General features: G+C 36.4%; 22 protein-coding genes. 12 read left to right on the top strand and 10 right to left on the bottom strand.

Going from position 1 to position 24859, the window contains the following annotated elements; translation table 11 throughout:
• The first annotated feature begins 19 nt into the window (after positions 1–19).
• A complete protein-coding gene (locus tag DK861_RS01895; protein ID WP_109399091.1) occupies positions 20–1261 on the top strand; it encodes a PD-(D/E)XK nuclease family protein in 1242 nt (413 codons plus the stop codon).
• Between the two features lie 49 nt (positions 1262–1310).
• Here the strand turns inward: DK861_RS01895 and mobB are convergent, their stop codons facing one another.
• Together mobB and mobA are read right to left on the bottom strand one after the other, a co-directional pair.
• Entirely contained in the window at positions 1311–1847 is a 537-nt protein-coding gene (gene mobB / locus DK861_RS01890; protein ID WP_109399090.1) for a molybdopterin-guanine dinucleotide biosynthesis protein MobB, read from the bottom strand.
• Entirely contained in the window at positions 1834–2442 is a 609-nt protein-coding gene (gene mobA / locus DK861_RS01885) for a molybdenum cofactor guanylyltransferase MobA (RefSeq protein WP_072064801.1), read from the bottom strand. Before mobA ends, mobB begins: the two co-directional genes overlap by 14 nt.
• A 220-nt stretch (positions 2443–2662) precedes the next feature.
• Here mobA and DK861_RS01880 point away from each other — a divergent pair, with 220 nt between their 5' ends.
• The 4 genes from DK861_RS01880 (at position 2663) to polA (ending at position 8020) form a co-directional block, all read left to right on the top strand.
• On the top strand, positions 2663–2932 hold the full coding sequence (locus tag DK861_RS01880) for a YihD family protein (RefSeq protein ID WP_072064800.1): 270 nt from the start codon (positions 2663–2665) through the stop codon (positions 2930–2932).
• A 14-nt stretch (positions 2933–2946) separates the two neighbouring features.
• Entirely contained in the window at positions 2947–3942 is a 996-nt protein-coding gene (locus tag DK861_RS01875; RefSeq protein ID WP_006534652.1) for a serine/threonine protein kinase, read from the top strand.
• A 20-nt stretch (positions 3943–3962) separates the two neighbouring features.
• Entirely contained in the window at positions 3963–4586 is a 624-nt protein-coding gene (gene dsbA / locus DK861_RS01870) for a thiol:disulfide interchange protein DsbA (protein WP_109399089.1), read from the top strand.
• 635 nt (positions 4587–5221) lie between these two features.
• Positions 5222–8020, top strand: coding sequence for a DNA polymerase I (gene polA / locus DK861_RS01865; protein WP_109399201.1), 2799 nt, complete (start codon positions 5222–5224; stop codon positions 8018–8020).
• Between the two features lie 108 nt (positions 8021–8128).
• Here polA and def read toward each other — a convergent pair whose 3' ends face one another.
• Positions 8129–8647 (bottom strand): peptide deformylase, encoded by a 519-nt coding sequence (gene def, locus DK861_RS01855; RefSeq protein WP_006534655.1) that lies wholly within the window; start codon positions 8645–8647, stop codon positions 8129–8131.
• A 481-nt stretch (positions 8648–9128) separates the two neighbouring features.
• Entirely contained in the window at positions 9129–9761 is a 633-nt protein-coding gene (yihA, locus tag DK861_RS01850) for a ribosome biogenesis GTP-binding protein YihA/YsxC (protein ID WP_072064795.1), read from the bottom strand.
• Between the two features lie 270 nt (positions 9762–10031).
• Here yihA and ppiA point away from each other — a divergent pair, with 270 nt between their 5' ends.
• The 3 genes from ppiA to DK861_RS01835 all read left to right on the top strand — a co-directional run bounded on the left by ppiA (position 10032) and on the right by DK861_RS01835 (position 12882).
• Complete coding sequence (ppiA, locus tag DK861_RS01845) at positions 10032–10601, top strand: peptidylprolyl isomerase A (RefSeq protein WP_072064793.1); 570 nt, start codon at positions 10032–10034, stop codon at positions 10599–10601.
• Positions 10602–10974: 373 nt separating this feature from the next.
• Positions 10975–11550: an aminodeoxychorismate synthase component II gene (locus DK861_RS01840; protein WP_109399088.1), complete on the top strand. Its 576-nt coding sequence runs from the start codon at positions 10975–10977 to the stop codon at positions 11548–11550.
• Between the two features lie 117 nt (positions 11551–11667).
• On the top strand, positions 11668–12882 hold the full coding sequence (locus DK861_RS01835) for an aspartate aminotransferase family protein (RefSeq protein ID WP_072064792.1): 1215 nt from the start codon (positions 11668–11670) through the stop codon (positions 12880–12882).
• A gap of 95 nt (positions 12883–12977) precedes the next feature.
• Here the strand turns inward: DK861_RS01835 and crp are convergent, their stop codons facing one another.
• The gene (crp, locus tag DK861_RS01830; RefSeq protein ID WP_004246872.1) at positions 12978–13610 is read right to left on the bottom strand and encodes a cAMP-activated global transcriptional regulator CRP; all 633 of its coding nucleotides are present in this window, start codon (positions 13608–13610) and stop codon (positions 12978–12980) included.
• Between the two features lie 313 nt (positions 13611–13923).
• On the opposite strand from crp, the gene DK861_RS01825 reads away from it, so the two are divergent.
• Entirely contained in the window at positions 13924–14331 is a 408-nt protein-coding gene (locus DK861_RS01825) for an OsmC family protein (protein ID WP_072064790.1), read from the top strand.
• 89 nt (positions 14332–14420) lie between these two features.
• Here DK861_RS01825 and DK861_RS01820 read toward each other — a convergent pair whose 3' ends face one another.
• The 3 genes from DK861_RS01820 to DK861_RS01810 all read right to left on the bottom strand — a co-directional run bounded on the left by DK861_RS01820 (position 14421) and on the right by DK861_RS01810 (position 16554).
• Positions 14421–15290, bottom strand: a complete 870-nt coding sequence (locus tag DK861_RS01820; protein ID WP_006534664.1) for a phosphoribulokinase — start codon at positions 15288–15290, stop codon at positions 14421–14423.
• A gap of 65 nt (positions 15291–15355) precedes the next feature.
• Entirely contained in the window at positions 15356–15577 is a 222-nt protein-coding gene (locus tag DK861_RS01815) for a YheU family protein (protein ID WP_006534665.1), read from the bottom strand.
• Positions 15574–16554 (bottom strand): hydrolase, encoded by a 981-nt coding sequence (locus tag DK861_RS01810; protein ID WP_072064788.1) that lies wholly within the window; start codon positions 16552–16554, stop codon positions 15574–15576. Before DK861_RS01810 ends, DK861_RS01815 begins: the two co-directional genes overlap by 4 nt.
• 99 nt (positions 16555–16653) lie before the next feature.
• Here DK861_RS01810 and DK861_RS01805 point away from each other — a divergent pair, with 99 nt between their 5' ends.
• From DK861_RS01805 to DK861_RS01795, 3 genes are all read left to right on the top strand, one after another.
• Positions 16654–17259 (top strand): LysE family translocator, encoded by a 606-nt coding sequence (locus DK861_RS01805; protein WP_109399087.1) that lies wholly within the window; start codon positions 16654–16656, stop codon positions 17257–17259.
• A gap of 712 nt (positions 17260–17971) precedes the next feature.
• Positions 17972–18832, top strand: a complete 861-nt coding sequence (locus DK861_RS01800) for an SIS domain-containing protein (RefSeq protein WP_109399199.1) — start codon at positions 17972–17974, stop codon at positions 18830–18832.
• 149 nt (positions 18833–18981) lie between these two features.
• The gene (locus DK861_RS01795; protein WP_109399086.1) at positions 18982–20526 is read left to right on the top strand and encodes a PAS domain-containing methyl-accepting chemotaxis protein; all 1545 of its coding nucleotides are present in this window, start codon (positions 18982–18984) and stop codon (positions 20524–20526) included.
• 92 nt (positions 20527–20618) lie between these two features.
• On the opposite strand, the gene DK861_RS01790 is transcribed toward DK861_RS01795, so the two are convergent.
• Positions 20619–22367, bottom strand: a complete 1749-nt coding sequence (locus DK861_RS01790) for a methyl-accepting chemotaxis protein (RefSeq protein WP_109399085.1) — start codon at positions 22365–22367, stop codon at positions 20619–20621.
• 539 nt (positions 22368–22906) lie between these two features.
• Positions 22907–24595, bottom strand: coding sequence for a methyl-accepting chemotaxis protein (locus DK861_RS01785; RefSeq protein WP_109399084.1), 1689 nt, complete (start codon positions 24593–24595; stop codon positions 22907–22909).
• Between the last annotated feature and the right edge of the window lie 264 nt (positions 24596–24859).

Genomic DNA, 24859 nt, shown 5'->3' with positions numbered 1-24859 from the left:
TTTTATTACTAGAAAAAACATGAATATTTCCCCAGCTATTGTTCACAAAGTAATCCAACGTATTACGACAGAAAGAAAATCTTATGACAAAGCGAAAAAGCGCTACTATAAAAAGCTAAGTCCAGATTTTTCACCTTTATCTCTATTCAAGATAAATGAAAACACAATTTCAAAATGCTTAGCATTTCTACTTAATCCAATAGAAACGCATGCTCAGGGTAAATTATTTACTCAAAATTTCTATAAACATTTTATTAAAAATAATAAATATCAGTCTGTAAAATCAGTCTGCCTTGAACAGGCAGTTGAACGAGACGATAGTTATCGCCGTTTAGATATTTTTGTTGAAACATCTGATTTATTGATAGGTATTGAGAATAAACCATGGGCTGAAGATGAAGAAAATCAGTTATATGATTATGGCTGCTGGTTGAAAAAAAGAGCAGGAAGAAGTCGAAAAAAATGGATCTTATTTTATTTAAGTAATTCCGAATATAGCGAGTATTCTTTATCTAAAGATACAGATAAAGAGATAAAAGATAATATTCACCATGTTACTTATTATGAAATTATTAAATGGTTAGAAGAATGTTCCTATAAAATAGAGTCAATTCAGGTAAAAATGTTTATTGAATCTATTATAAAATTTATTAATTCAGAAATTAATTACGAGTTAAATATGGAATTGCAAGACGAAATAGTAGAAAGAATATTAGAAGATAATGATGCAATTAGCTCTGCTCTTTTAATTTCTAAAAGCATAGGAAATATTAAGTTGTCAATAATGAATGAGTTTATAACTCATATTATAAATAAAACAGATGAGCTCTCTATAGATTTTTATTTTGATGAAGAAGACTTTAGAAAAGGGAAGAAAGAGTCTGGATTTTATGTCGATTTTAACGATGATAGCCTTTATTATTTGGTGTTTAAATTTGAGAGTTCAAATTTAAGAGATTTTTATTGGGGCTTTGAAAGAAAAAATGAAGCACCAAAAAGAAATAAATTAAAGAACTACACTGAAATTCAAAGTGAAATTGAACGAATATTTCCTGACTATTATGTTGAGTGTCAACTAAATGCTGAAAATTATCCTTGGTATGCATATTCAGAAGAAAGCCTCAATATTCCACAGAATTGGAATGCTGATGATAATATTTGGCTAATGTTGAGAGATTTTGGCGAAGACAGCTTTGCAGAAACTGTGGTGACTATTATTAAAACAATCAATGACGAATTTGATTTAGAATTATTAGAATAGTCTTTAGGAGACTGTCATTTATGTGGGCTATAAAAATAGCCCACAACGATCATTTATTGTTTTTAAGCCAATCTGTAATAAATTCTGCAATAGCTTCGGGTGCGTTGATATCTAGTAGTGGAAAATCCACACTTAAATCACAATCACAATCACAATCACAATCACTGGCGATGGCAATAACATGCTCATCGAGTAAATCATTAAAATCACGCTCGTTGATGTGGCGATAAAGTGCAATTTTAGGAATGGTTTCGCCTTTAAATCCTTCGACTAAGATTAAATCTAGTTTACTTGTATCAAAACGAGATGCGAGGTAATACAAATCTAATTCTGGTAGTTCTGGGGTTTCTGTCATTAATGCCCAACGTTGTTGGCTTGCGACTAATGTCTGATCTGCACCTGCTTTTCTAAGCTCGTAGCTGTCTTTGCCAGGCTTATCCACATCCATATCATGATGAGTGTGCTTGATCATGCCTACACGAATTTCTCTTTTGCGTAATTGTGGAATAAGTTGTTTTAGTAATGTTGTTTTACCGGTTCCACTCCATGCCGTGATCCCTAAAAGGGGTAGATCAACTTGCGCCATATTTTTCATTCCTATTTTTTAATTTATTGGCTTTTTCAATATCGTCAGGGGTATTTAAATTAATAAAAGCACTTGCTTGATCCGCGAATAAAACAGGATGTGCATTTATTTGCTTCATAAACAACATTAATTTTCGATCGCCTTGTGCTAAATAAGCTTCTAGCATAGGAATAATACGACGATTTAGTAGTGCTAAGGTAGGATGTTCTCTTTCACCATCATCAACATAAACGGCTAATGCTTCGCCTCTTTGTTCATAGAGTTTTTCAACTAAATTAAGAGGGAAATAGGGAACATCGCAAGGCACAAAGGCAACCCAAGGTGTTGGGGCTTGCTTTAATAATGTGAGCATGCCAGCTAAAGGCCCTGAAAATCCTTCTATTTCATCTGTAATAACAGGATATTGGCTTTGGCGATATTGTTCTAAATTGCGGTTAGCACTAATCAGTATGTTATCAACTTGAGGTGCTAGTTTTTGGGCTATATGGCGGTATAAAGGCTGTCCATGTAGAATTTGAAGTCCTTTATCAGCGCCACCCATTCGTGTTGCTTGACCACCCGCAAGTATACCACCTGTAATATTCTTCATTTTCATATTCAATATTTGTGAATAAATTGGCTAAAATTTCCGAACGATTTTTATCAAGTAAAGACGATATACTAATAAAAAATATCGACATAATGAGATTTCATGTAAAGCGACAGCAATTTTTATCAAAAAAGCGTAATATTTACGCATATTGACAGAGGTTTCCTTTTTCTATCGGATAATAATTGGTACTTTGTTGTTGTAATTAATAATAAGGATTTTTTGTATGAAATGTCACCGTCTTAATGAAGTTATGGAATTACTGCACCCAGTTTGGGAAGAAAATTCTGATTTAAACTTAGTTCAATTATTGCAGAAACTGGCTGATGAAGCGGGTTTTAAAGGTCAATTATCTGATCTGACTGATGATATTTTGATTTACCATCTGAAAATGCGTGGTTCAGCACCGACAGAAGTGATACCAGGACTAAAAAAAGATTACGAAGAAGATTTTAAAACCGCTATTTTACGTGCTCGTGGTGTGATTAAAGATTAAATTCAGGATAGAAAATGGAAATGTCTGCCTCATTTAATTTTCAGGGCCTGTCACCTGACAACATTTGGGACGCGTTAGTTAAAATTGGTTTTTATCCTGAGTCAGGGTTAACAGAATTAAATAGCTATGAAAATCGTGTTTTTCAATTTATGGATGAGCATCGACAACGTTATGTGGTGAAATTTTATCGTCCTCAACGCTGGTCGTATGAACAAATAAAAGAAGAACATGAGTTTGTTTTAGCATTAAAGGAGGCTGAGATATCTGTTGCTGCTCCTTTAATGATTAATAGTGAGACGGTTCATCTTTCTGATGGTGGCTTTTATTTTGCAATCTTCCCTAGTATAGGGGGAAGAGCCTATGAAACTGATAATTTATTTCAGTTAGAAGAAGTTGGACGCACATTAGGGTGTATTCATCAAATAGGCCGAAAAAAGAGTTATGAATATCGACCGACAGTTTCTATTGCAGAATATCTGATAGCGCCAAAATTAGAATTTGAAAGTAGTGCGTTAATTCCTAATAACCTGAAACCTCAATTTATAGAGGTTATAGATAAACTTATTCATGATGTGCGTCCTAGAATAGAGGACTCTGCATGGCAAATGTTACGGCTACATGGTGATTGCCATCCTGGTAATATATTGTGGCGTGATGAAGTTGTAATGGTTGATTTTGATGATTCCCGAATGGGACCTGCAGTACAAGACTTTTGGATGTTATTAAACGGCTCACGGCAAGAGCAGGTTATACAATTAGATACGATCCTTGAGTCTTATTATGAATATCAAGATTTTGATTTACGTGAATTGTCATTAATTGAACCATTAAGAGCAATGAGAATGGTGCATTATCTCGCGTGGGTATTAAAACGTTGGAATGATCCTGCTTTTCCTCGTGCTTTTGTTTGGTTTCAAGAACAAGATTTTTGGTTTAAACAATTAGCCTTATTCAAGGGACAAGTGGAGCAACTAAATGAGCCTCCTTTACAACTTAGTCCAATGTATTAATTCTTAGGAGACGATGAGAAATGAAAAAAATTTGGCTGGCGTTAGCAAGTATGGTGTTAGCATTCAGTGTTTCTGCTGCTGATATATCTGAAGGAAAACAGTACACTAACCTTTCTAAACCTGTTGCGGCTGCGCCTGATGTTGTTGAGTTTTTCTCTTTTTATTGCCCACATTGTTATCAATTTTCTGAAGTGTATAAAGTCAATAGTACTGTTGAAAAGAATGCGCCAGAAAATACCAATGTTGTCCGCTATCACGTTGATTTTTTAGGGCCTTTGGGTAAGGACTTAACACGTTCTTGGGCTGTAGCAATGGCCTTAGATGTTGAAGATCAAGTTTCTCCTGTTTTATTTAAAGGTATTCAAGAAACTCAATCTATTCGTTCTGTTGATGATATCCGTAATGCTTTTATTAAGGCCGGCGTTAAAGGCGAAGATTATGATGCGGCAATGAATAGCTTTGTGGTGAACTCTTTAGTTAGCCAACAACAAAATGCTGTTGCGGATTTTCAAATCAATGGTGTGCCTGCCATGATAATTGGTGGTAAATATAAAATGAAAAATGATGGTATTAGCGCAAAATCACCAGAAGAGTATGCAAAGACATATTCTGATATTGTGAATCAGTTATTGCTGAAAAAATAATATAGGCTTAATTTTTTCCTATGTAGACTAAGTAAAAGTATATAGGTTCTTATATGAAAAATAGCACTCAAGAAATAGGAGTGCTATTTTTTTACTTTCATAATTTTGTCATAATATAACTATCCACATTAATAAAAAATACAGATATTAATTTATAATATCTTAATAAATTTGCTAAGTGATTGATTTTTTAATTATGTTAATAAATTGAAAAGGAAGCTAACTTATTAATATAGAGAGGGTTACAAAACTACTCACAGAGTTATCCACAGGTTTTCTTGATGTTGGTTACAAAATAAATTCTTAATAAAAAAGATGACACTAATATGAACGTTAATATTAATGATGAGTAAATGGCTCTTTCTTAAATACTTTCTAAATTACACAATAAGTTGACTGTTTATTCTTTGTTTTTAATTGAAATTAGATTAATGGATATCTACTCTGATAAAAATGACCTTAATGAATATTAACTTATCATTCATACTTATTCTTTTTGTTAAGTCCGGTTAATAATAAATAATTGAGTATTTAAGCCGAATTTCTGCATTTAAGAACAGGTAATATTCGTCTATTGGGCTGTGATGTGGCATTCTAGTCATATCAACGAACCTCAGAACAATGATGAACAGATTATGGTCCAGATAGCAGAAAACCCCTTTATCCTTGTAGATGGCTCCTCATATCTTTACCGCGCCTATCATGCATTTCCACCTCTAACCAATAGCCAAGGTGAGCCAACAGGTGCGATGTATGGCGTGTTGAACATGCTACGTAGCCTGATAATACAGTATAAACCAAGCCATGTTGCGGTTGTGTTTGACGCTAAAGGTAAAACATTCCGTGATGAATTGTATGAGGAATATAAATCTAACCGTCCTCCAATGCCGGATGATTTACGCGAGCAAATAGCACCTTTGCATGAAATGGTACAAGCAATGGGTTTACCCTTGTTATCTATTTCAGGTGTGGAAGCAGACGATGTCATTGGAACACTGGCACTAAAAGCGGCAGCTGATGGCCGTGATGTTTTAATCAGTACTGGCGATAAAGATATGGCGCAATTAGTAACGCCAAAGATCACGCTAATTAACACTATGACCAACGTTATTTTAGGTCCTGATGAAGTTAAAGAAAAATATGGTGTTCCTCCTGAACTGATTATTGATTTTCTCGCATTAATGGGCGATTCATCCGATAACATCCCTGGTGTTCCGGGAGTGGGAGAAAAAACTGCATTAGGTCTTTTACAAGGGCTTGGTAGTTTAGATGATATCTATCAACAGCTTGATAATATCGCAACGTTGAGTTTCCGTGGTGCTAAAACACTTGGCGCTAAAATGGCAGAGCATGAGAAAGTGGCAAAACTTTCTTATAAGTTGGCAACAATTAAAACGGATGTTGAACTCGATAAAACGTTTGATGATTTAGTGGTTAGTGAGCCAAATTTAGAGCAATTACTCGAAATGTTCACGCGTTATGAATTTAAACGCTGGATAAGTGATCTTCAAAATGGTGGGTGGTTAGCACAACGTAGTACACAAAAAGTTGCTGTGCCTTATACCTCTGAAGCTGTTAAATCCAAAGAAGCCTCTGCATCAGCTAATTTTCCTGTTATTACACAAGAGAATTATGAAGCTATCTTGACACATGAAAGCTTAGCACGATGGGTTGAGCTTCTCAAAAAAGCACCCGCATTTGCATTCGATACAGAAACGGACAGCTTAAATAATATTGATGCACATTTAATTGGCATGTCGTTTGCGATTGAGCCAGGCAAAGCAGCTTATATTCCGTTGCGTCATGAGTATTTAGATGCACCAGAGCAACTTCCTGTTAATGATGTGCTAGCGGCATTAAAACCTATTTTAGAAGATAAGAACATTCTAAAAATTGGGCAAAATTTGAAGTTTGACCGTGGCATTATGGAAAATGAAGGCATCGAATTAAACGGTATCTATTTTGATACGATGTTGGAGTCTTACGTATTAAATAGTGTCAGCAATCGACATGATATGGATACGTTGGCTGAAAAGCACTTAAATCATAAAACTACAACATTTGAAGAGATTGCGGGTAAAGGTAAAGGCCAACTGACTTTTAACCAAATTGAGGTTGAGCAAGCAACGTTATATGCTGCTGAAGATGCGGATATCACTTTATTACTCCATCAAGCGCTATATCCTCAAATAGAAGCCATTGAGCCTCTTAAACATGTTTACCGCGATATTGAAATGCCATTAGTCCCAGTGCTTTCTAGAATGGAACGCAAAGGGGTATTAATTGATGCTCAAGTGTTAGCTGTTCAATCTCAAGAAATCACACAGCGTTTAGCTGAAATTGAAAAAGAGACGTTTGCGCTAGCAGGACAAGAATTTAATCTCTCTTCACCTAAACAGTTACAAGAAATTTTATTTGATAAACTGCAATTACCTGTTATTAAGAAAACGCCAAAAGGGGCGCCATCTACCAATGAAGAAGTATTGGAAGAGTTAGCACATAGCCATGAACTGCCCCGTTTGATTTTAGAGCATCGTGGTCTTGCGAAACTAAAATCTACCTATACGGATAAATTGCCATTGATGGTTAATAGTAAAACGAAGCGTGTACATACTTCATATCATCAAGCAGTGACGGCAACAGGTCGTTTATCTTCTCGCGATCCGAATCTTCAAAATATCCCAGTGAGAAACGAAGAAGGACGCCGTATTCGCCAAGCCTTTATCGCACGTGAAGGTTTTAAAATTGTTGCAGCCGACTATTCACAAATTGAATTACGGATCATGGCGCATTTATCGCAAGATAAAGGCTTGTTAGATGCCTTTGCTCAAGGTAAAGATATTCACCGTGCAACGGCATCTGAAGTGTTTGGTATACCTTTAGAAGAAGTCACTTCTGAACAACGTCGTAGTGCGAAAGCCATTAACTTTGGTCTTATTTATGGTATGAGCGCTTTTGGCTTATCGCAGCAGATTGGTGTTGAGAGAAGAGAAGCTCAGCGTTATATGGATCTCTATTTTGAGCGTTATCCTGGTGTATTGGATTATATGGAGCGCACACGTAAACAAGCTTCTGAACAAGGCTATGTTGAAACGTTAGAGGGTCGTCGCCTCTATTTACCAGAAATTAATTCAAAGAATGCAATTCGTCGTAAAGCTTCAGAACGTGAAGCGATTAATGCTCCAATGCAGGGTACAGCTGCGGATATCATTAAAAAAGCAATGATTGCTGTGGATAATTGGATTTGCAATGAATGCCCTGCTGATGTGCATATGATTATGCAAGTACACGATGAATTGGTGTTTGAAGTGCGAGAGTCTTACCTAGAGAACGCAAATATCATGATCCATAAATTGATGGAAAGTAGTATGGAATTAGCTATCCCATTAAAAGTCGAAGTGGGTGTGGGTAATAACTGGGATGAAGCACATTAATTTTTAAATATTATTCTTGTTTAAAGTAGAAAAAAGAAAAGCTCGGTTAATTACCGAGCTTTTTTATGTCAAAACTTATAAAAATATGAAAAAGAGATAAGTGAATTATTAAGCAACTTGTGAATCGATCAGTTTGCTTAATTTCTTCTGTTTTTTCTCAATACGTTGACGTTTTAACGGAGATAAATGGTCAATAAAGAGTTTACCATCAAGATGGTCTAACTCATGTTGAATACAGCCTGCAAACAAATCAGAGGCTTCAAGTTCAATTTCATCACCATTTCTATCTAATGCTCTCACCTTTAAGAAGCGGTAACGTTCTGTTGGGGCAAAAGAATCTGGAATAGATAGACACCCATCCATCATATCCATCACTTCATCTTCAGTGCTGATAATTTCAGGATTAATAAGTGCAATCGGTTGATCTCGGTTTTCAGAAACATCAATTACAACAATGCGTTTAGATACATTAACCTGAGGTGCTGCTAAGCCAATACCTCGTTCTGCATACATGGTTTCAATCATGTCATCGATTAATGTGCGTATTTCGTCATCTACTTTTTCCACTGGTACTGCGACTCTGCGCAGACGCTCATCGGGAAAACGCAGGAGCGGTAATACAGCCATGGATACCTCATTTTATCGCTAATTACATATTTACTACGGTCTCGCGGTAAGCGTATCACAAAATCATTAAGGAGAAACCGCACCTTTTGTGTGATTTGTTCTATTTTTAATCATATTCATGCGAGTGATTAAAGTCTCATAATTATGTAATTAAACTACATTTATTTATGATTTGAATACATAAATGCATAGCTGAATCGTGTCTGCCTGTGAAAAAAAATTACAAAAGGGCTTTTATTAACCAATAAAATAGAGTACATTATCTCTCGTAGGGTACAGAGGTAAGATGTTCTATCTTTCAGACCTTTTACTTCACGTAATCGGATTTAGCTGAATATTAGCTGCCCCAGTCGACTTTATTTCGGCTGGGGCATTTTTTTGCCTAAAATTTGCTGAAGTGGTTTGTGCTAGAAGTGAAAGGGGAAAGGTGATTTTCCCCTAATCAATAAAAGATCAGTCAGTTTTGGGAGGGAAGAAGAGATTAAACGTTATTGTCGTTTACAGGTGCTTCTTCTTTGTCTGAAAACCATTCATTAAGCGTGTTACGTAGTTTATCAATGCCAATTTTTTTCAATGATGAAAAATATTCTACGCGGATATCACCTACTTTATTTGCTAGCTCTTCACGTACGCTCATGAGCTGCTTTTTACGCGCGCCTGATGCTAGTTTATCTGCTTTAGTCAGTAAAACGAGAGTCGGAAGCTCTGAGCCAACAGCCCAATCAATCATTTGCATATCGAGATCTTTTAATGGATGACGAATATCCATTAAAATAACTACACCTTTTAAGCACTCTCTTTTTTGTAGGTATTCACCTAAAGAGCGTTGCCATTTACGCTTCATTTCTTCAGGAACTTGGGCGTAACCATAGCCAGGTAAATCAACTAAGCGTAAACCTTCTTCAATTTGAAAAAGGTTGATTAATTGCGTACGGCCTGGCGTTTTACTGGTTCTGGCTAATCCGTTTTGTTGGGTTAACGCATTTAAAGCACTGGATTTACCGGCATTAGAGCGACCCGCAAAGGCAATTTCAATTCCTGAATCTGGTGGTAAATGGCGGATATCAGGTGCACTGATGATGAAATGTGCTTTTTGGTAATTAAATTGGGTCATTATGGTATAAACCTCTCTGAAATAATGCGGCTTTTCATGCATACTCATTTCAATTTTGCATGAAAATGAATATCTAAAATATCTATTTGCTCTATTTTGGCGCAATTTAATGACTTATAACAGCGATTAAAAATTAAAATTTACTCCGCTATAGCGTAATTAGACTTATTGAGCGTAAATAAAGGTAAATGATTGGCACTATTTACCTCAGCGAATTAGAATCGCTGCATATTAAGTAAGTTGTAGACTATTAAAGTAAAGGATCCCTGCATGTTAAAACGTTTTCTTGTCACCTTCGTTACCGCTTGCACTTTAACAACAGCGACTTTTGCAATGGCAACGGGAGAAACCTTCGTTAAATTAGTCACCTCTGAAGGCAATATTGAAATATCACTGGATAATAAAAAAGCCCCAATAACAACGAAAAATTTTATTCAGTATGTCGAAGATGGATACTATAACGGCACCACTTTTCATCGTGTTATTCCTGGTTTTATGGTTCAAGGTGGTGGTTTTACTGCTGATTTACAGCAAAAACAAACCAGAGCACCAATTAAAAATGAAGCCGACAATGGATTACGTAATGTAAAAGGCTCTATTGCCATGGCGCGCACGTCAGATAAAGACAGTGCAACCAGCCAGTTCTTTATTAATGTGGCTGATAATGCATTTTTAGATCATGGCCAACGTGATTTTGGCTATGCTGTTTTTGGTAAAGTTGTGAAAGGAATGGATGTCGTTGATAAAATTTCACAAACGCCTACTCGGAATATTGGACCTTACCAAAATGTGCCAGTAAAAACGGTCACTATTTTATCTGCGGAAGTTGTAAAACAATAAACGCATTATTAGGATAGGATATTTACTTATTCTAATAAGATAGAAAGCATATAAACCGGAATGAATGTTTTCATTCCGGGGTTTTTAGTACGAAAAAAATATTTTTATCCTTCTTTTTTTCGTGTGATCTCCTACAATAAGTATTCATTACACTATTAATCACTCTATTCATCATTAATTACCGTCATTCTTGTTATTGCGCAATAAACCAGCAGGTTTTCTTGCTTACTATTCATATTTTATACCTGTGCTATGATAATCGGCTTTGTTGTACCCAAGTCGGTTAAACAACGAGCTATTTTGGCAAATCTACACTCGCTTTAAAATAGTAATAAAATAGATAATGATAAGAAAATCAGTCGGATAGGCTAATATGCTGTTACTTATTGATAATTACGACTCGTTTACTTACAACCTCTATCAGTATTTCTGTGAATTGGGTGCTGAGGTTGTTGTTAAGCGTAACGATGAGATCGGACTTAAAGAGATAGAAAAGATGATGCCAGCACATCTAGTGATCTCGCCAGGACCTTGTACTCCTGATGAAGCTGGGATCTCTCTTGAGGCTATACAGCGGTTTGCCGGTGAAATTCCTATTCTTGGCGTTTGTCTTGGACATCAAGCAATAGGGCAAGCTTTTGGTGCGTCGGTTGTCAGAGCGCGAGAAGTGATGCATGGTAAAAATTCATTAATACATCATAATCAACAAGGTGTTTTTAAAGGACTTAATCGACCTTTAAGTGTGACGCGTTACCACTCTTTAGTGATTGATGCGACAACATTGCCTGTACCTTTTGAAGTGACGGCATGGAGCCAGCATGATGGAAATGTTGATGAAATTATGGGAATTCGTCATCGTACTCTGCCTATTGAAGGAGTTCAATTTCACCCTGAAAGTATTTTAAGTGAACAAGGACTTGAGCTGTTAAATAATTTCCTTAAATATTAAATGGATAGCATTTAAATAGCGAAATAACGTCTTTTTATACAAAACCACATTTGATTTTTTATTCATATTTAGTGATTATATTTTCATATTGAACATGAATAACGATCAGGTGGGGTAATGACAACGCAAAGCATTAACAGGGCAACTTACGATCAAGTAATGTTGCCAATTTATTCACCCGCAGAATTTATTCCTGTAAAAGGGGTGGGGAGTCGTGTTTGGGATCAGCAGGGAAAATCGTATATTGATTTTGCTGGTGGTATTGCTGTTTTAGCATTGGGGCATGCTCATCCGGCTCTAAACCAAGCCTTGAAAGAACAAAGTGAAAAACTTTGGCATGTTAGTAATATTTTTACTAATGAACCTGCATTATGTTTAGCTCAAAAATTAATAGATAACACATTTGCAGAACGTGTCTTTTTTGCCAATTCAGGCGCAGAAGCGAATGAAGCAGCATTTAAATTGGCTCGCCATTATGCCATCACTCGCCATAGTCCTTATAAAACTAAAATTATTGCTTTTCACCATGCATTTCATGGTAGAACGTTGTTTACAGTATCTGTTGGTGGACAACCTAAATATGCCGATGGATTTGGCCCAAAACCTGCCGATATCGTACATGTTCCTTTTAATGATTTAGATGCTGTTAAAGCAGTAATAGATGATCACACTTGCGCCATTGTTTTAGAGCCAGTTCAAGGTGAAGGTGGCGTAACAGCTGCAACATCTGAGTTTATGAGAGGGCTACGTGCATTGTGTGATAAGCACCAAGCTCTGCTTGTTCTTGATGAAGTACAGACAGGTATGGGCCGTACAGGTAAGCTCTTCGCCTATATGAACTATGATGTGACACCTGATATTATTACCACTGCAAAAGCGCTAGGAAGTGGTTTTCCACTCAGTGCGATGTTAACAACAGATGAAATAGCTTCTGTAATGGGCGTAGGGACTCATGGCACAACTTATGGTGGTAATCCATTAGCTTGCGCAGTGGGCAATGTCGCATTTGATTTGATTAATACACCTGAAGTACTTGAGGGTGTTGAAAAGCGCTATCAATGGATTGTAGATGAGCTGGCGGTAATCAATCAAACGTACAATGTCTTTTCGCAAATCCGTGGGCAAGGTTTACTGATTGGTGCGCAATTGGCACCACAATATGAAGGTAAAGCCAAAGAGTTACTCGGCCTTGCTGCCAAACATGGTTTAATGATGTTAAACGCAGGAGCGAATGTGATGCGTTTTACACCATCATTAATTATTACTCAAGAAGAGCTACAAGAAGGAATGGCGGCATTAAAAGCGGCTATTGCGGAGTTTGTAAAAGGGTAGGCATTATTATAAACCCCATCGCAAGAATGGGGTTTATACAGATTTGTTATCAATAGCCCTTTGTATCGGGCTATTGTTTGTTCGGGCTGGGAAACTTAGCGAGTCCCGTAAACGACGATAGTTTTACCGTGTGCAGAGATCAGATTTTGATCTTCTAACATTTTCAGAATACGGCCTACAGTTTCGCGTGAACAACCAACGATTTGACCGATTTCCTGACGTGTAATTTTAATTTGCATGCCATCAGGATGCGTCATTGCATCGGGTTGTTTTGCTAAGTTTAATAAGGTTTGTGCAATACGACCTGTTACATCTAAGAAAGCAAGGTTGCCTACTTTTTCTGATGTCGTTTGTAATCTGTTCGCCATTTGAGCAGAAAGGCGCATCAGAATATCAGGGTTAACCTGAATTAATTGGCGGAATTTTTTATAGGAAATTTCTGCTACTTCACAGGCTGTTTTTGCTCTAACCCATGCACTACGTTCTTGATCTTCTTCAAATAATCCAAGTTCACCGATGAAATCCCCCTGATTTAGGTAGGAGAGGATCATTTCTTTTCCTTCTTCATCTTTAATAAGAACAGCCACGGAACCTTTAACAATATAATAAAGTGTTTCCGCTTTCTCACCTTGGTGGATCAGCGTGCTCTTGGATGGATATTTGTGAATATGGCAGTGTGACAAAAACCATTCAAGAGTCGGGTCTGTTTGCGGCTTGCCGAGAACCATTCGCGTTATCCTCTGTACGTTAAATGCAGCCTTTCAAAACGGATAGGCTCCCTTTTGAGACAGCGTGCTTAAAAATCCTATCTTGACCTATTAACTTCCTGAGAACACGGTAAGTTAATATGGAGTAGATTATAATAAATGAGAAAATAATGCATTGATCTTAACCACTATCATCAAGCAGATATTGTTTTTAACACAATTAGTGCATTAAGTCTCGTTTTACGCAGTCAGCATAATAAACCTATTTGCTAATTGCTAGTTGAATTATGAGAATGTACTCTTTTAGTTTCTGTCATCTTTAGGGGGAAAATAAATGGAAGCGAGAGTTAAGTGGGTTGAAGATTTATCTTTTGTCGGCGAATCTTCATCTGGCCATCAAATTATGATGGATGGGAATTCAGGAGATAAAGCCCCAAGCCCAATGGAAATGGTATTAATTGCTGCGGGTGGATGTAGCGCTATTGATGTTGTAAGCATTTTACGAAAAGGTCGCCACCAAGTGACTGATTGTGAAGTAAAATTAACATCAGAACGACGCGAAGAAGCTCCTCGTTTATTTACTGATATCAATTTACATTTTATTGTTTCAGGTAAGGAATTAACGGATAAAATCGTAGAACGAGCTGTTCAATTATCTGCAGAAAAATATTGTTCTGTTTCTTTAATGTTAGGAAAAGCAGCCAATATCACACATTCATTTGAAATAAAAAACGCTGACTAATTTTGATATTTTAAAATAAAGTTTAATTTGAAAAATAATATCCCTTAATTAATGGGATATTATTTTTATAGAGATAATTTTTATTTTGGTTAACTTATCTTTTCGCCATTTAATAATTTTTTGACTAATGGCGCCATAATTAATTCCATCGCTAATCCTAATTTCCCTCCCGGTACAACAATTGTGTTTATTGTCGACATAAATGAGCCATGCAGCATCGCAAGTAAATAGGGAAAATCAATATCGGTTAAACCTCGAAAACGAATAACAATAAAGCTTTCATCAAGAGTGGGAATTGCTTTGGCAGAAAAAGGGTTTGAAGTATCAACAGTTGGGACTCGTTGGAAATTAATGTGAGTGCGCGAGAATTGAGGAATAATGTAGCTAATATAATCATCCATTGAGCGTACAACCGAATCTCTTACCGCTTCTTGTGAGTGTCCCCTTTCAGTGGTGTCTCTAATAAGCTTTTGTATCCACTCTAGGTTTACGATAGGAACAACTCCGACTAATAAATCAACATGTTGAGCTACATTATGTTCGTTAGTAACAACGCCACCATGTAATCCTTCATAAAAGAGAACATCAGTATTATTGGCTAAGGGTTCCCAAGGGGTAAATGTTCCTGGTAATTGATTGTAAGGTGTTGCTTCATCATAAGAGTGTAGATATTTGCGGGATTGACCTTGTCCTGTATCACTATATTGACTTAATGTCTTGCTCAGTAGGCTAAAATCATTTGCTTCAGGGCCAAAATAACTGATATGTCTACCTTGTTCTCTCGCTTTCCTTATCGCCATATCCATTTCGGGACGGGTATAGCGATGGAAACTATCTCCATCAATTAATGCGGCATTTGCATTGAGTTGTTGGAATATTTTACGAAAAGCTTGGCTTGTTGTGGTAGTTCCTGCACCACTTGAGCCAGTCACTGCGATGATAGGGTGCTTGATTGACATAGGTTATCCTTTTGCTAAATAAGGTTGGCCCTTATTGATGGCGATGCATTGCTTGCTTTGAATAACTAACCAGAGCGAAACTGCGATGCTGGCATAATATTAACGCTCTCATGAAGTTCAGACCAAACCAACACAGCTTCACCCGATTTAAGTTGTTTTTTTACGTCGGCGACTTTTTGTTCAAGCGTTTTCTCTTGGATACCATAATCAGTGCCTTCTCGTAAAACAAAACTTTCAATAAGATTATCAAGTGTCTCTGCTGAAAGCTCATTCCAAGGAATTATCATTGAGTTTTCTCCAAATAAGCGGATAACCAGTCAGGTATTCGGCTTTCAAGCCACATCACAGGTTTTGAGAGTTTTCCACCAACAAATCCCACATGACCACCAAATTCTGTAAGTTGATATTCAATGTTGTTGGGGAGTGTTCTGACATCAGGAATAACATCCGCAGACATAAATGGATCATCTTTAGCATGAATGATAAGTGTAGTTTTCTTTATTTTATTTAATAAAGGTAATGCACTGCATTGGCGATAATAATCTAACGCATCTTTAAATCCGTGAATTTTAGATGTAATAAGATCGTCAAACTGGCGTAGTTTTTTGATGGATTTTATCGTTAATAAGCTGATTGGTAAGGATTCTGGATAACGAATAAGTTTTCGTGTTGCGTTATTTTTGAGTTCTTTTAACAGATACCATTGATAAAAACGAGAAAAGCCATGTTCAATTTTTGTTGAGCAAGGTTCTAGCATTAATGGTGCAGAGACAATAACGGCTGCATCTACAACGGCATTTTCGCCACTTTCTGCAAGATAATAGGCAAGCATATTTCCACCAAGAGAATAGCCAACCGCGGCTGTTGGTTGTTCACCAAATTCCTTTTTCAACCAATTTAAGAAGTAGCGAGCATCTTCCGTTTCACCTGAGTGATAAATACGGTTTTGTCTATTGGGTTCACCACTACATCCTCTAAAGTGCATCACAACGCCTAGCCAGCCTCTCTCTTTTGCTGCGGTTAACATGCCGTGAGCATAAGGACTACTAAATCCACCTTCTAAGCCATGAAAGATGACTAAGCGCGGTTTATTGAGTGCTGTTGTCGGATCTTCACTCCACGCTAAATCAACAAAATCGTTATCTGGAAGATTGAGTCGTTGCCAATGTGGCGTCAGTTGTGGCGTCCTACGTATAATTCTTGGTAAGAGTGTCTGTAAATGTGGATTTTTAGCCCAACGCATTGGATTAAAGTATTGAGACATATTTTCCGTCTATCAAAATGAATTAACACTTGTTTGCTAAATAACATACTGCTATTTTCGGTGAAAATAAAACGCCTGTCACATTTTTGAGCCTTTATCATGACAATTAGCCTTATTTTTTCCTTAACTATTTTCCTGTTTATTGCCGCGATAACACCTGGACCAAACAACTTACTGCTTACCTCATCAGGGGCAAATGTAGGTTTTAAAGGCTCGTTAAAACTAATGGCTGGCATTATGCTAGGTATGCAATGTGTTTTATTGAGCTCTGCATTTGGTGTTGCCACTTTATTGATAATTTATCCTGCTCTGCATGTCGGATTGAAGATAGTTGGGAGTGCGTATTTGCTTTGGCTTGCTTGGAAAACCGCAGCATCATCTTATCAGCGTTTAGATATTCCAGCAAAAACCTCGCAGGCAGTAAGTTGGTTTCAGGGTGGATTATTGCAATTTCTAAATCCAAAAGCGTGGATGATGGGATTAGGTGCAGTAGGAAGCTTCAGTTTATCGGGAGATGCTTATTTTAGCTCGGTTATTACTATTAGTATTGTTATGGTCATTGTTAATTTCGTTGCGGGTATTGTTTGGATATTAGGTGGAACATTTATTAGTCTATTTTTACAAAGCCGACGTGCTTGGTTTATTTTCAATATCTCAATGGGATTATTAACGGCGCTCTGTGTACCGTTGATCTGGATAGAATAAGTTAATAAAATAATTTAAAATCAATAACTAATAAATATTTTTTGATGTAAATGATGTTTGTTTAAGATTGGTCGAAATGATATCTTTTAATATGTATTAAAAAAAGAGTATTTCTCTATAAAAAGAGCGATCTACGATCGCCCACCGACACAATTATTCATGTTAAAATACTACTTTATATAAACAGATGACTCATTTTTAGTCGCCATACAGATCTTATTATTTAACGACTTGATTTTTTATTTTTCATTCTTTACATCATTAAAATGAAAAAATAATTATTTTATAGAGAATTATTTATTCTTTTTTTGTGGTTTTCTTTTAAAATAATTTATATTACGTTTACGTTTTTGAATTGTTGTTAACTTAATGAAACTATTTGAAAATAATAAATCATTAAGTGTAAATAGAATAAGCCTATATCGTCCTATTGACCTAAAAGAATAAATTATTATTTAAAACAAAGAGGAAAGTAAATTAAGTATTATAAAAGCTGGGTTCGATAAACATAGATTGGATTGAAAAGATAATTATAAAACTATTATAAAAATAAGTATTCTAATAATAAGGCAATTTCCCCTATACTTTATGATTGTTTATTTTCTATTTTTAATTGATTTTATTCTAAAAATTTCATTTTTTAGGTAGTAAACGCTGTACTAAGAACTATTCCAGATATAACTATATAGAACTCGAAGTGGATATTGTCATTATGCCAACATTAACAAAAATTGCCTGGATAAAGCCAGGTATGGCTACAAATCAGCGCAAAATAGCGGACTATATTTTAGACAATCCGGAAAAAACAGTGACTCTTTCATCACAACAACTTGCTCAAATTATGGGGGTGAGTCAATCGGCAATTGTTAAATTTAGCCAAAAAATAGGATTTAAAGGTTTTCCTTCTTTGAAACTTGCAATCAGTGAAGATCTTGGCAGGAAAAATGCGAACTCAGGAACCAACCCTAATATATTACATAACCAAATAGACGCTGATGATAGCTTAGTTGTTATTGCACAGAAACTCGCTCAAGAGAAAAGTAATTCAATTTATGATACGACTCGTCAAATTAATTACCTTCATTTTGAAAAAGTCGTTCAGCTTATTGATGAAGCACAACGTGTTCAAATTATCGGTATTGGTGGCTCAGGGTTAGTTGCGAGAGATCTAAGTTATAAATTGCAAAAAATAGGAATAACAACGCTGATTGAAACAGATCATCATGTACAAATATCTGTTGCCCAAATGTTAAGTCCAAAGGATTTACAGATTGTAATTTCTTATAGCGGTAAAAGGAAAGACATGTTAGTTGCAGCCTCTGTGGCTAAAAAACAGGGGGCCAAAATCATTGCTATTACAGGAGAAAAACATTCACCATTGGGCCAAATTTCTGACTATATATTAGAAACAATTGCGGATGAGGGAGAGTGGCGAAGCGCTTCAATCTCTTCACGTACAGCACAAAATACGATCACTGATCTTATTTTTATGGCGTTATTAAAGAAACGAGATGAATGTGCGAAGACATTAGTACTAAGTTCACAGGCATTAATTAATAGTCTTGATAATTAAAAAATTTGAACTGATTCAAAAAACTAATATTTAAAGATGGGTATTTACACTTATCACTAAAGTTATTCTCTTAACGGCCGAAACGATAGTTATTTAGGCAGTCTTTTTTTGTTGAGATGTTTTAATTTCAATATCGAGGAGAGTAACTGATGCGTAACAATCAACCGGTGACACAGCGAGAATACCCGGTATCTGAAAACGCAACACTGATGTCGACGACAGATCTTGATGGCAATATTATTTATGCCAACGAGGACTTTATTGAAGTCAGTGGATTTTCAATGGAAGAGCTTGTGGGGCAACCCCATAATATTGTCCGACATCCAGATATACCTTCAGCAGTCTTTAAGGATATGTGGCAAACGTTAAAGCAAGGAGAAGTTTGGACTGGGATCGTGAAAAATCGACGTAAAAATGGGGATTATTATTGGGTAAGAGCAAATATCACCCCAATTATACGTCAGGGTAAAATTCAAAGTTTTATGTCGGTAAGGACTTCAGTAAAAAAAGAGGAAACCGCACAGGCTTCAGCACTTTACGCTGCATTTAATCAAGGTAAGTATCCTTCACATATGTTTTTAAAAGGCGCTTTTGTGTATAAAGGATGGCAACGTTGGCGCTCATGGAATCAAACCATTTCATTAAAAAAACGACTCCGTCTTTTTATCCTATTACCTCTACCTTTCATGTTGTTAAGTGCATGGTTTGCTGGTTTATCGGGTTATGCTCTTTTTATGCATATTATGATTTTGCTGGTATTACTGATGGCAAATGAGCGTATTCTCTATTTTCAGCTTGTTAAGCCAATTAGACTACTTAATGAACAAGCAAATCGTGTTGCAACTGGCGATGAACATAACGTTACATATATAAACCGCATTGATGAAGTGGGTATGACACAGCGTTCAGTTAATCAATTAGGGCGTATGTTCCGTTGGTTAGTCAGTGATGTGAGTCATCAAATTCATCAAGTCGATATCTCTTGTGATCAATTAGCCGCAGGTAATCGCGATCTGTATGTGAGAACGGAGCAAACCGCTAGTAATGTTGAAGCAACTGCCTCAACAATGAATGAGTTAACAACAGCGGTAAGTAGTAATAGTGAAACGGCAGGGCAGGCAAACAGTCTTTCTAATATCACTTGTGAAGCTGCGATAAAAGGAGGTAGTGCAATGGATAGTATCGTTAATACAATGAATGATATTGCGAAAAGCTCTGATCGCATTAGTAATATCATTGGTGTTATTGATAGCATTGCCTTCCAAACTAATATCCTTGCACTTAATGCATCCGTAGAAGCGGCCAGAGCCGGCGAACAAGGTCGAGGCTTCTCCGTCGTTGCGACCGAAGTCAGGGAGCTGGCACAGCGTAGTGCAGAAGCGGCTAAAGAGATCAAAGCCTTGATCAGTGCCTCAAGTAGCAATATCAAAGTCGGTTCAAAGCAAGTCAATGAAACAGTCGGAACTATGGAAGATATAGTGGTGCATGTTAAAAACGTGACTGATTTAATTGGTGAAATTAGTCTTGCCTCATCAGAGCAGAGTGCGGGGTTAAAAGAGCTTGGTCGCGCGGTTGAAAAATTAGAATCGATTACGCATGAAAATGCAAATTATGTTTCCAAAGCCTCAATGATTTCAGGTGAAATGAAAGTACAAACTAACTACTTAGTTAGTGCAATCAATGTATTTCATTAATTTGTCATGAGTTAAAAAATAAAAGACACCCACTAAAATAGGTGTCTTTGTGTTTATCTAAATCGTGTTTTTGTCATGATCAAATTAATGGATTAAAAACTTGTCCAATCATCATCTTCATCATCATTTACAGTCGCTGTTCCTTTTGCCGATTTTCTCTCTTTCGCTTCATCTTTGACTGTATTTTTTATCTCCTCATGTTTTGTCTGTAGTGATTTTTCAGATGAGAACTGTTTTTCTATTGCTTTGTGCTGTGCCTTTTTGTTATTGAACTGTTCACTTTCCGCTGTTTTAAACTGTTCAACGATTTGTTCAAGATTACCTGCTTCTTCAGTCAATAAACTGGCAACAGCGGAAGATTGTTCAACCATCGTTGCATTTTGCTGTGTTGCTTTATCCATTTCAGTGACTGCAAGAGAGACTTGAGTGATACCTCGAGTTTGTTCTTCTGACGCAGATAAAATTTCAGTCATTGAGTCTTCAACATGTTTTACAGATGTCAATATTTCACCCATAGAAATGCTAACTTGTTCAACGAGATCATTACCATGACGAACACGGCTAATAGAGGCATCAATCAATTCTTTAATTTCTTTCGCTGCTTCAGCACTACGCTGTGCTAACTCCCTCACTTCCGTCGCCACCACAGAAAAACCACGCCCTTGTTCGCCTGCTCTAGCTGCTTCAACGGCTGCGTTTAAGGAGAGAATATTGGTTTGGAACGCAATGCTATTGATAACGGCAGTGATTTCACCAATTTTTTGTGAGCTATCGGCTATATCAGTCATCGTTTTCACCATTCTATTGGTGACATCGCCCCCTTTGCTGGCAATATTGGAGGTCTGGCTGATAAGGTGTGAAACTTCACGAGCACTTTCTGTATTGTTTCTCACTGTTGCTGTGAGTTGTTCCATACTTGATGCAGTTTCCTCTAAGGCACTCGCTTGTTCTTCAGTACGACAAGAGAGGTCAGTATTTCCTGCTGATAATTCTTGAACGCCTGTATAAATATGATGACTTGTTCCTCGGATCGCATTCACAATTAATGACAGTTCGGTACGCATATATTGAATACCTGTAATTAATTGGTCGATTTCATTATTTCCTTTTGCGGTGATATCTTTATTTTCTAATAAATTTCCTTGTGAAATTTCCGACATATAACCGACAATTTGATTGATACGTAAAACAATATTTCGGCGTATCCAAACTACAACAAGAATAGTGAAAAGAATAAAAATAAACATAAAGACAAAAGCTAAGACCAAGGTACGTTCATAATTACCTTGAGCGGCTTTTATTGCGTGAGTAACAACGTTATCACTGAGATAATCTGTTGCTTCATAAAGGGATTGAGTAAAGCGTTCATTGGTATTATGTGCATAAATAGATTGAAAACCGTAGTAATCGCGGATCTCTAGACATGATGCAAGTTGATCAAGGTCGTAAAGCACACGATTAAAGAGTTTTTTCATACTCTCTATTTTTTCGGGAGCAAAATTTGCTTTTTCGGTAGCTGTAAAATATTCGGTAATAATACGTATAACTTCTTGTTTTCTTTGTGGATAAGAGGAAAGGAAATCAGAGGTTTTATTTTCTGCTATATCGGGTGTGAGATGAGCTTCAAACATAACATTTAGCATATCTTCACGTAATTTATTTAACTCGGCATAACCATAATCCATCGTTTGTATCTGTTCAAAACCATTCGCTAATTGTGAGAGCCGTTTGTTTGTTAAACTCGCATCACGGATACTCATTGCACCTGAAAAAAGTTGAATAGCGCAAAACAGTATTAAGATAAACATTAAGCCATTAGATATTTTTATTCGTTTCAGCATAGCCTTACCTATTTAATTGGTTTATAGGACACACAGCAAGGAGCGATAACTATTTATCAATTAAACTTATTCGGCTTGATATTTAAAAACTTTACCTTTTCTACTCAGTTTGATAGTAAAGACAACTTATATTTCTTTTTTTAGCTTTAATTGTCAGCTAATGGCTAAAATTTTCTAATGATTAATAGAAAAAACCATAAGTATATTACCTTACTTATTTTTTGTGTTAATTACTAATATGTAAATCTTAATAATGCATTGTTTAATATTAAAACGATAATAAGCAGTATTTTGTTTTTATTTATTTTTTTATCTTATGATAAGTAAAATAAAATTTTCTATTTCATAAATGCTCTTAATCTTTCTTAAAAAAATTCTTTATTTTGTATGAAAAACGATCTTTTTTGGGTGTTTATGTACGACAGAAACAGAAATACTCCCAGAAAAATCACTGGGAGTAGGGTAGGTAGAGGTTTTGTTATATGTTCTGGACTATTTTCTACACAGAGCTCTCACACGATGTTGTGTGAGAAATATCATTAAAAGCTTTCCCAATTATCATCTGTTTCATGATTATTGGTTTTTATTGTTGGTGTTTTTAGTGTTTCAGTGTCTTGTGATTTAGCTGATAATGTAGGCAATATAGCTTTAACGGGTGTGACTTTTTCATGCTCAACTTTAAATGTATTCACAATAGTATCCAACATACTTGCTTGTTCACTTAATGTGGCAGAAGCTGCTGTTGACTGTTCAACCATCGCTGCATTTTGCTGAGTTGCTTTATCCATCTCATTAACAGCAAGACTGATTTGTGTGATACCACGCGTTTGCTCTTCTGATGCCGATAAAATTTCTTTCATCGAACCCGAGACATGATTAACCGATGTCACAATCTCGCCCATTGATAAACTAACTTGTTCGACGAGATCGTTACCTTGTCTAACACGTAATATCGTCGATTCAATAAGCTCTTTAATTTCTTTCGCTGCTTCTGCACTACGCTGTGCTAAATTGCGGACTTCACTTGCCACTACAGAGAAACCTCGGCCTTGTTCGCCGGCTCTGGCTGCTTCAACGGCAGCGTTAAGGGCTAAGATATTTGTTTGGAATGCAATATCATCAATAACAGCCGTAATTTCACCAATCTTTTGTGAGCGATCGGCAATATCTGTCATTGTCATAACCATCTTATTACTGTGTTCGCCACCTTGAACGGCGATATCTGCAGTACTCATCACCAACTCTGTGACTTCACGAGCGCTCTCTGTGTTATTGCGAATGGTTGCGGTCATCTGCTCCATGCTAGACGCCGTTTCTTCTAGTGCGCTAGCTTGTTCTTCAGTTCGGCTCGATAAGTCATTATTACCTGCAGCAATCTCTTGTACACCTGTATAAATAGCCGCACTACTATTTCGGATGGAGCTTACCATCTCTTTTAATTGTGCGCGCATTTGCTGTAATCCCAGCATTAGCTGGTCTATTTCAGTATTACCTGAAATGTCACCGTCCACACGACTGACTAAATCACCTTTAGCAATTGTCTCTTGATAGGTGATCATTTGATTAATACGAGCAATGATGTATTTACGTATCCAAATAAGCACTAATGTGGTGAAAATAAGGAAAATCCCCATAAAGGTAGACGCTATCCACAGCATGCTGTAGTAGTTCTTTTCCGCTTCGGTCACTGACGGATTAACCACTTCATCTGTAATAAAGTCTGTGGCTTCATACAGTGAGTTAGTAAAGTTAGTATTCGCTGGGCTTTTTAAGATCAATCGAACAGCATTAGTATTTCGTTCATTTAAATATTGTGCCAATAAATCAAGATCAGCTCGGCTCTTTTGATAAAGCTGTTTGATCTGTGCCATACGTTGCTGATCGAAACCTGTTTGAGCAGATAACTCAACATACTCATTCATCAAAGCATCAACTTGCGCTTTACGTGCTGGCATGGTTTGCATAAATGCGGTGATGTTTGCTTCTTCTGCTTGAGGGTTTGATATATAGCTAAATGCTTGTGCAATAATATCTGTACGCAATGTATTCAACTCCGCATAGGTATTATCCATTGTGCGTAGTTGGTCGAAACTGTATGAAATTTGCTTGAGTTTATTTTGAGTTTGGTAGGCATCGTGAATGCTCTGTATTCCAGAAATGATCTGAATAATACAAAACAGAGTCAGGACACACATTAAACCTTGAGAGATTTTAATTCGTTTTAACATAACCCTACCTATTAGCTTTGTCTTTTCGTTGGTAAGTGGGAGGTCCACTTAGCAGAATGATTAATTCGGCTGGAATGTTAAAAACTTTAGCGTGAAAGAATTTATTTCCTTTACTTAATATAAATAGGTAAAAAATAAACGTTAGATGGTTATTTTTATTGGGTTATTACTAGATAGGGTGAGATTATGTTTTGTGTAAATAGTGCTATTGTAAAATGATATAAATCCCCTAAGCGAAATGAATTGTATAAATTTTAAGAATGA

Source organism: Proteus sp. TJ1640 (assembly GCF_003144445.1).
Classification (GTDB): domain Bacteria; phylum Pseudomonadota; class Gammaproteobacteria; order Enterobacterales; family Enterobacteriaceae; genus Proteus; species Proteus penneri.
This window is presented reverse-complemented; position numbering and strand designations above follow the sequence as displayed.